Here is a 7219-nt window from a genome sequence, read left to right as displayed (position 1 = left end):
CATCGGCTGTCCCGTCATAGCCACCGTTCCGGCAGCCCATCCGGGTCAAGATACCACATTTAGGGCGACCTGGGACAACGGGATAAGCCTCTGAAGAAGGCCATGAACCTCATGCTGATGGGCCCGCATAAGCGGTTCGAGCATATTCAATTCAACGAAGTTGCCTGCCGATATGTGGAAATTTTGCAGGCGGAAATCGGAACGGCTGCGTGATGGCAGAGAACTTCTCTAAGGCACCTATCAATGCGGCGATCTATTCGCGGTATAGCACCGACCTGCAAAACGAGCGGAGCACCGAAGACCAAAACGACCTATGCCAGGCCTTCGCTACGCGTGAGGGGTTCAGCGTCGTTCGCACTTATGCCGACAAGGCAACTTCCGGGGCTTCAATGCACGGTCGGGACGGCTTGCGGCAGATGCTCCAAGCAGCTCAAGCAGGAGAGTTCAAGGTCATCGTGGTGGAGGCGCTGGATCGCCTGTCCCGCGACATCGCCGACATGGCGACCATTCACAAGCAGATGACGTTCATCGACGTCAAGATCGTCGCCGTGAATGACGGCGAAGCCACTACCATCAACGTAGCATTGCGCGGCCTTGTCGCCCAATTGTTCCGCGAGGACAACGTTCACAAGGTCAAGCGCGGGATGACCGGCCTAATTAAACAAGGGCTCTCGGCAGGCGGAAAAGCTTATGGCTACAGGGCCGACCCTGCCAATCGCGGCAAGCCAATCATCGTCCCCGACGAAGCTGCCATCGTGCTCCGCATTTTTAAAGACTACGCGAAGGGCACCAGCCCCAAGGCTATATGTCGCCGGTTGAATGAAGCATGCGTGAAACCGCCCCGTGGCAAGTTGTGGGCACCGTCCGCCCTTATTGGTTTTGAGGCACGCGGCACCGGCATGTTGCGAAACCCGCTCTACGCGGGCTGTATCGTTTGGAACCGTGTTCGGATGATCAAGGACCCCGCGACGGGGAAACGTGTCTCACGTCCCAATCCGCCATCTGAGTGGCAGCGTGCCGAAGTCCCCGACCTACGCATCGTGCCGGACGAGCTGTTCGTGGCGGTACAAGCTCAAATGGCTGGACGCTCGCATTTGGCAAAGGGCAACCGCATAGGAGCCAACAACCGCCCCAAACGGCTCCTCTCCGGTCTCCTGAAATGTGGCGCGTGTGGATCAGGCATGGCCGTCGCAGGCGTTGATAAGTCCGGGCGCACGAGGCTGCGCTGTTCGGCCCATACCAACAGCGGGGCCTGCCCTGCCCCAAAGACCTTCTATCTGGCAGATGTGGAGGACCTGGTCATCAACAGCCTGACGAAGGAACTAGCGACCCCCGATACAATCAACGTCTACGCCGAACGCTACATCAAGGCGCGCATTGAACAGGACGCGCATGAGAACCGTCGGCGCGCCGAGATCAAAGCCCGGATTGCGGCCATCGCAAAGGACAATGACCGCCTGCTCGACATGCTCTTGAAGGGGATAGGCGAACAGGACGCTATAGATGCCAGAATGAAGGCCCAAGGCGGGGAGCGGGAACTCCTCCGACAGGAATTTGCCAGCTTGCCAGCCAGCGGCAACGTCATTTTTCATCCAACTGCCATCAAGCGCCTGTCCGACAAGCTGGCGGCGCGAAGCACCAATCCACTGCGATCAACGCGGGCAAAGCTAGAAATGACGCTCCACATGATGGATGACATGGGCGAGCTTAGCCCCCTTGTCCGCGAGCTGATCCACACGATTACCCTTCACCGCGACGAACACGATGGGCAGCTTGTGATCGAGGTCGACGCTAACCTAGTCCCGTTCCTGCAACAGGACGATAAGGCATTGGGGGCTGCTGCGATGGTAGCGGAGGAGGGACTCGAACCCCCGACACGCGGATTATGATTCCGCTGCTCTAACCAGCTGAGCTACTCCGCCATCTCACGACGAGGCGACCACTTCGGGTCGGCGGGGATATAGGAGGCGCGGGCGACGGCTGTCAATGGTCGGAGAAGCGTCTGCTCCGGCTGATTTTGGCCTTCGCCGGTGGAAATCGCCGCAACCCGTCGTCATGCCGCTTCGTTCGCCATCGGCAAGCAACTCGCCTGGGTCCGACGCGGCCGATGTCGATCGCCACAGCCCACAGCGGCGGCCGGCGTCGTGGCCCGCCCTTCTCCCCTCAATCCCGATCCGTGACAGACCCCGCAAGGAAAGGCGTCCAGCGCCGATCCTTGCGGCGAGGCCGCCGCTTCGCTAGGTCCGGTTCGACATCACCAGGAGAGAACGCATCATGTACCCACGAATAGCGGTCGTCGGTTGCGGACAATGGGGCCAGAACCACATCCGGACCCTCGCCGAGATCGGCGCCCTCGCAGGGGTGGCCGATCGCCATGACGACCGCGCGGAGGCCTTCGCGGAACGCTACGGCGTCAAGGCGCTGTCTCCCGAGGCGGCGGTCGCGGCGTCCGATATCGACGCGCTGGTCCTGGCGCTACCGGCATCCGCCCACGGCGCCATGGCGCGCGGCGCCTTCGCGGCGGGCAAGGATGTCCTTATCGAAAAGCCGATCGCACTCGATTCGGCCGACGCCGAGAAGACTGCCGCGGCGGCGCGCGTGGCCGGACGCCTGTTGATGGTCGGGCACGTCGTCCGCTTTCATCCGGTGTTCCAACGGCTTTGCGAGATCGTCGCCGAAGGCCGGATCGGCCAGGTGCGCCATCTGATCTCGAACCGGATGGGTCTGGGGCGGTTTCCCAGCATGGACGTGGTCTGGGATCTGGCGCCGCACGATCTGTCGCTGGTGCTGCATCTGGCCGGGGAGCATCCGGACACGGTCATCTGCCATCGTCGCACGGTGCTCAGCGACGAGACCGACATCGCCGACATCATCCTGGAATTCCCGAATGGCATCGGCGCGGAGATTCATGTCTCGCGGGTTTCGCCCTATCGCGACCGGCGATTCTCGGTGATTGGGACGGAGGGAATGCTGACCTTCGACGATCTGGCCCCGGAAGGCGAGAAGCTGGCGCTTTATGCCCACAAGGTGCGGCGAGCCGGCGCGACATTCGACTTCGACAATGCGCCTGCCGCGTTTCTTCCGACCGAACCGGGCTTGCCGCTCGATCGCGAGCTCAGGCACTTCCTGGATTGCGTCATGACCCGAACCGAGCCGGAAACCGGAGCCAGCGAGGCCGTGGAGACCGTCCGGATCCTGTCGCTGGCCTCGCCGCTTTCGTCGCCGGACCTGACGGCCTGACGACGCGGAATCGGCGACAAGACGTCCGTCCCTACTCTACCCGGCCACCGCGACGGTCGCCGAATGGCTGGTCGCCACCGCCGGCCGAACCGTCTCGGCGATGATGCCGCCGCCCAGGACCTCGGCGCCGGCGTCCTCGCACGCATAGAAGACACAGGCCTGGCCCGGCGCCACGCCATCCTCGCCTTCCAGGAGTTCGACCTGCCAGTCGCTGTCGTCGCCGACGATCCGGGCCGATGCCGGCGGGCGCGTCGAGCGCACCTTGACGAAGAGCGGGCGTCCCGACGCGGCATGGGCGCCCGGCGTCTCGCGCCCGAGCCAATTGACGTCGCGCAGACGCAGGCGGCGCGTCGCCAGCGCTTCGCGCGGCCCGACGATGACACGCGCGGTCGCGGGTTCGAGCGCCACCACATAGAGCGGCTCGCCGGCGGCGACGCCGATGCCGCGCCGCTGGCCGATCGTGTAATGCAGGATGCCCGCGTGCCGGCCCAGCAGCCGCCCGTCGATATGGACGATATCGCCCGCCTCACCCGCGTCGGGCCGTAGCCGCTGGATGACGTCGCTATAGCGGCCCTTGGTCACGAAGCAGATGTCCTGGCTGTCCGGCTTGGCGGCAATCGCGAGGCCATGCCTGTCGGCGAGCGCGCGGGTCTCAGGCTTGGTCAGGCGGCCAAGCGGAAAGCGCAGGAAATCGAGCTGGGCCTGCGTCGTCCCGTAGAGGAAATAGCTCTGGTCGCGATCGAGATCGAGCGGCCGATAGAGACTGCGATGCCCGCCATTCGGTCGGCTATCGATATAATGGCCGGTCGCCAACGCGTCGGCGCCCAAATCCCTTGCCGTGGCGAGAAGATCGCGGAACTTGACGGTCTGGTTGCAGGCGACGCAGGGGATTGGCGTCTCGCCGGCCAGATAGCTTTCGGCGAATGGATCGATCACCGCCGCGCGGAACCGGTCCTCATAGTCGAGCACGTAATGATGGATGCCGAGCGTCTCGGCGACCCGGCGGGCGTCGTGAATGTCCTGGCCAGCGCAACAGGCACCGGCACGGCGGGCGCCCTCGCCCGCGTCATAGAGCTGCAACGTGATGCCGACGACGTCGTAGCCTTGCTCATGCAGAATGGCCGCGACGACGGACGAGTCGACGCCGCCCGACATGGCGACGACGACACGCGTCTCGGCGGGCAGCTTTGGAAGATCGAGGCTGTTCAACATTGGCGCCTCCTGCGGCGTCTCGGCGGTTCTGACGGCGGAGGTCCGTTTCTAGCGGGCTGGGACCGAAAAGCAAAATAATGCGGCCATGACGCTCCCTCTCATTCGGGACCTGACACGCATCGCACTCCGGCACAGGTAGGCGCCCCGCAAGAGCCCCGCAAGTCATACGCCGCCGAAGGCTTTGCCCGCAACGATCCGCGACCGTTGGAAGGGTCAGCGGTGAGACTCCGGGGCCGGGTTGGCCCCGTCGTTCGCCGGTCGCTCAAACTCTTATCGAAACCTTACGGGAAGCTTGACGCTTTTTTTAGAAGCGCGGCGCTAGGGTGAGGTTCGATTAGGTCTTTGAGTTTTGTAGAGAGTACAATGACCGATCAGGTTAGACCACGCGTAAAATACGTCATCGGCCCGGACGGCAGCCCGTTGACGATTGCAGACTTGCCGCCCACAAATACCCGACGATGGGTCATCCGCCGCAAGGCGGAGGTCGTCGCGGCGGTTCGCGGCGGGCTTCTCAGCCTCGACGAGGCCTGCTCGCGGTACACGCTGACGGTGGAGGAATTCCTCTCCTGGCAGATGTCCATCGACCAGCACGGTCTGGCTGGTTTGCGTACCACACAGATCCAGGAATATCGCAAGAAGGTGGACCTGCACTGAATAGGCACATACCCCATTTTCCGAGCGCCTGAGGAGACCGGCTACCGTCGGCTCGAAAGCGATTGAAAGCCCCCGGTGAAAACCGGGGGCTTCGTTTTTTCATGACCCTGTCAACCGCCCACGATACCGGCGGACCTCACAGGTCCGAGGCTGGCGACAGTCAGGCCGGCGGTAATCGGCCTTCCTCCACCGCGAAACAGGCGACCTTGGTCGGGCCGTGTTCGACAAGCACGGGCAGTTCCGAGCGACAACGGTCATTGGCATAGGGACAGCGCGGGTGGAAGGCACAACCCGGCGGCGGGTCGAAGGGTGACGGCAATTCGCCGGTCAGCCGGATGCGCTGGGTCTTCTTGCCCGGATCGGTCGCCGGCGTCGCCGACAGGAGCGCCCGCGTGTAGGGGTGCAGCGGGCTCGCATAGAGCGCGTCGACCGACGCGATCTCGACCGGACGACCGAGATACATCACCATCACCCGGTCCGCGACGTGCCTGACCACCGACAAATCGTGGCTGATGAAAATATAGGTGAGATTCAACCGCTCCTGGAGATCGGCCAGGAGATTGAGAATCTGCGCCTGAATTGAGACGTCGAGGGCCGACACCGGCTCGTCGAGGACCAGAATCTTCGGCTCCAGGATGATGGCGCGCGCGATCGCCACGCGCTGGCGCTGACCACCCGAGAACATATGCGGATAGCGATCGTAGTGCTCGGGCCGCAGACCCACCTCGGCCAGTGCCGTCTCGGCCTTCTTGCGGCGCTCGGCGCGCGAAAGCTGGGTGTTGATCTTCAGTGGTTCCTCGATGATCGCCCCGACCTTCTGGCGCGGGTTGAGCGCGCCATAGGGATTCTGGAAGACGATCTGGACGGTCGAGCGGAGTTTCTTGATGTCGCCGGGATGATCGCCCGAGACGCGCACGCCGTCGACGTCGAGTTCGCCCTCCGACGGCGTTTCGATCATCGTCAGCATCCGGGCGAGGGTCGACTTGCCGCAGCCCGATTCGCCGACGATCGCCAGCGTTTCGCCTTGCTCGACGACGAAGCTGGCGTCCTTCACCGCCTTGAGGTCGAGCGGCTTCTGGAACAGGCCGCGGCGTACCTCGTAGACCTGGCTGACATTCTTGGCGGTGACGATCGCGCTCATCTGGCGTCTCCCGCGTTGAGGGGATAGTGGCAAAGCGCTTCCCCCAAAGCCGGCGGCTGGCGCGGCGGCACCACCGTGCGGCATGTGTCGTCGGCCTTCGGGCAGCGCGGATTGAACAGACACCCGTTCGGCCGATCGCCCTGCCCCGGAACGACGCCGGGAATGGTCGGCAGGCGCGCGCCTGTGGCGCGTTCCGGAATCGCGGCGAGCAGCGCCGCCGTATAGGGATGGTGCGGGGTGTCGAACAGCGTCGCGACTGGCTGGCGCTCGACCTGCTGGCCGGCATATTGCACCACGACCCGCTCGGCGGTCTCGGCAATGACGCCCATGTCATGGGTGATCAGGATCATCGCCATGCCGTGCTGCTTCTGAAGGTCGACCAGGAGATCGAGGATCTGCGCCTGGATGGTCACGTCGAGCGCCGTCGTCGGCTCGTCGGCGATCAGAAGCTTCGGGCTGCAGGCCGTCGCCATGGCGATCATCACCCGCTGGCTCATGCCGCCGGAGAGCTGATGCGGGAAGGCTGTCAACCGGCGTTCCGGCTCCGGCATCCCAACCTGCTGAAGGAGCTCCACCGCGCGGGTCTGGCGTGCCTTGCGGTCGAGATCGGTGTGCGCCTTGAGGGCCTCGCGGATCTGGTAACCCACCGTGAAGCACGGATTGAGGCTGGCCACCGGCTCCTGAAAGATCATGGCGATATCGCCGCCGATGATCTTGCGCCGCTCGCGATCCGACATGGCGCGCATGTCGCGCCCCTCGAAGGCCATCTCGTCGGCGGTGACGGTGGCGGAGGGTGGCAGCAGACCCATCAGCCCGAGCATGGCGACGGATTTGCCCGAGCCGGACTCGCCGACGATGCCGAGGACTTCGCCCGGCTCGACCGAAATGTCGACGCCGTCGACCGCCTTGAACGGGCCGGAGGCCGTGTCGAAGACGACGGAAAGGTTGCGGAGAGAGAGAAGGGGCATGGGT

The 7219-nt window shown here is 64.1% G+C and carries 6 protein-coding genes, 1 tRNA gene and 1 pseudogene; 3 read left to right on the top strand and 5 right to left on the bottom strand.

The features are described 5' to 3' along the window. Positions 1 to 212: 212 nt before the first annotated feature. Positions 213 to 1301 (top strand): annotated as a pseudogene (locus VQ044_RS25785) (recombinase family protein); the annotation flags it as partial. Positions 1302 to 1322: 21 nt separating this feature from the next. Here VQ044_RS25785 and VQ044_RS17880 read toward each other — a convergent pair. Together VQ044_RS17880 and VQ044_RS17875 are read right to left on the bottom strand one after the other, a co-directional pair. Further along, entirely contained in the window at positions 1323 to 1592 is a 270-nt protein-coding gene (locus tag VQ044_RS17880; RefSeq protein ID WP_327647993.1) for a hypothetical protein, read from the bottom strand. A gap of 253 nt (positions 1593 to 1845) precedes the next feature. Next, a tRNA-Met gene (locus tag VQ044_RS17875) sits at positions 1846 to 1922 on the bottom strand. A gap of 352 nt (positions 1923 to 2274) precedes the next feature. On the opposite strand from VQ044_RS17875, the gene VQ044_RS17870 reads away from it, so the two are divergent. After that, positions 2275 to 3240, top strand: a complete 966-nt coding sequence (locus VQ044_RS17870; RefSeq protein WP_327647992.1) for a Gfo/Idh/MocA family protein — start codon at positions 2275 to 2277, stop codon at positions 3238 to 3240. A 36-nt stretch (positions 3241 to 3276) separates the two neighbouring features. Here the strand turns inward: VQ044_RS17870 and mnmA are convergent, their stop codons facing one another. Then, positions 3277 to 4452 (bottom strand): tRNA 2-thiouridine(34) synthase MnmA, encoded by a 1176-nt coding sequence (gene mnmA, locus VQ044_RS17865; RefSeq protein ID WP_327623848.1) that lies wholly within the window; start codon positions 4450 to 4452, stop codon positions 3277 to 3279. A 363-nt stretch (positions 4453 to 4815) separates the two neighbouring features. Here mnmA and sciP point away from each other — a divergent pair, with 363 nt between their 5' ends. After that, positions 4816 to 5106 carry a CtrA inhibitor SciP gene (gene sciP / locus VQ044_RS17860; protein ID WP_206455261.1) on the top strand — a complete coding sequence of 97 codons (291 nt, stop codon included), beginning with the start codon at positions 4816 to 4818 and terminating at the stop codon, positions 5104 to 5106. Between the two features lie 160 nt (positions 5107 to 5266). On the opposite strand, the gene VQ044_RS17855 is transcribed toward sciP, so the two are convergent. Continuing rightward, positions 5267 to 6247 carry an ABC transporter ATP-binding protein gene (locus VQ044_RS17855; protein WP_327647991.1) on the bottom strand — a complete coding sequence of 327 codons (981 nt, stop codon included), beginning with the start codon at positions 6245 to 6247 and terminating at the stop codon, positions 5267 to 5269. Then, the gene (locus VQ044_RS17850; protein ID WP_327647990.1) at positions 6244 to 7215 is read right to left on the bottom strand and encodes an ABC transporter ATP-binding protein; all 972 of its coding nucleotides are present in this window, start codon (positions 7213 to 7215) and stop codon (positions 6244 to 6246) included. Before VQ044_RS17850 ends, VQ044_RS17855 begins: the two co-directional genes overlap by 4 nt. Positions 7216 to 7219 lie beyond the last annotated feature (4 nt).

The organism is Aurantimonas sp. C2-5-R2, assembly GCF_036549495.1.
GTDB classification, from domain to species: domain Bacteria; phylum Pseudomonadota; class Alphaproteobacteria; order Rhizobiales; family Rhizobiaceae; genus Aurantimonas; species Aurantimonas coralicida_A.
This window is presented reverse-complemented; position numbering and strand designations above follow the sequence as displayed.

Bases quoted from the DNA above. Each gene is read 5' to 3' on its own strand.
- mnmA (WP_327623848.1), bottom strand. From the start codon at position 4,452: ATGTTGAACAGCCTCGATCTTCCAAAGCTGCCCGCCGAGACGCGTGTC.
- VQ044_RS17880 (WP_327647993.1), bottom strand. From the start codon at position 1,592: ATGAAAAATGACGTTGCCGCTGGCTGGCAAGCTGGCAAATTCCTGTCG.
- sciP (WP_206455261.1), top strand. From the start codon at position 4,816: ATGACCGATCAGGTTAGACCACGCGTAAAATACGTCATCGGCCCGGAC.
- VQ044_RS17855 (WP_327647991.1), bottom strand. From the start codon at position 6,247: ATGAGCGCGATCGTCACCGCCAAGAATGTCAGCCAGGTCTACGAGGTA.
- VQ044_RS17870 (WP_327647992.1), top strand. From the start codon at position 2,275: ATGTACCCACGAATAGCGGTCGTCGGTTGCGGACAATGGGGCCAGAAC.
- VQ044_RS17850 (WP_327647990.1), bottom strand. From the start codon at position 7,215: ATGCCCCTTCTCTCTCTCCGCAACCTTTCCGTCGTCTTCGACACGGCC.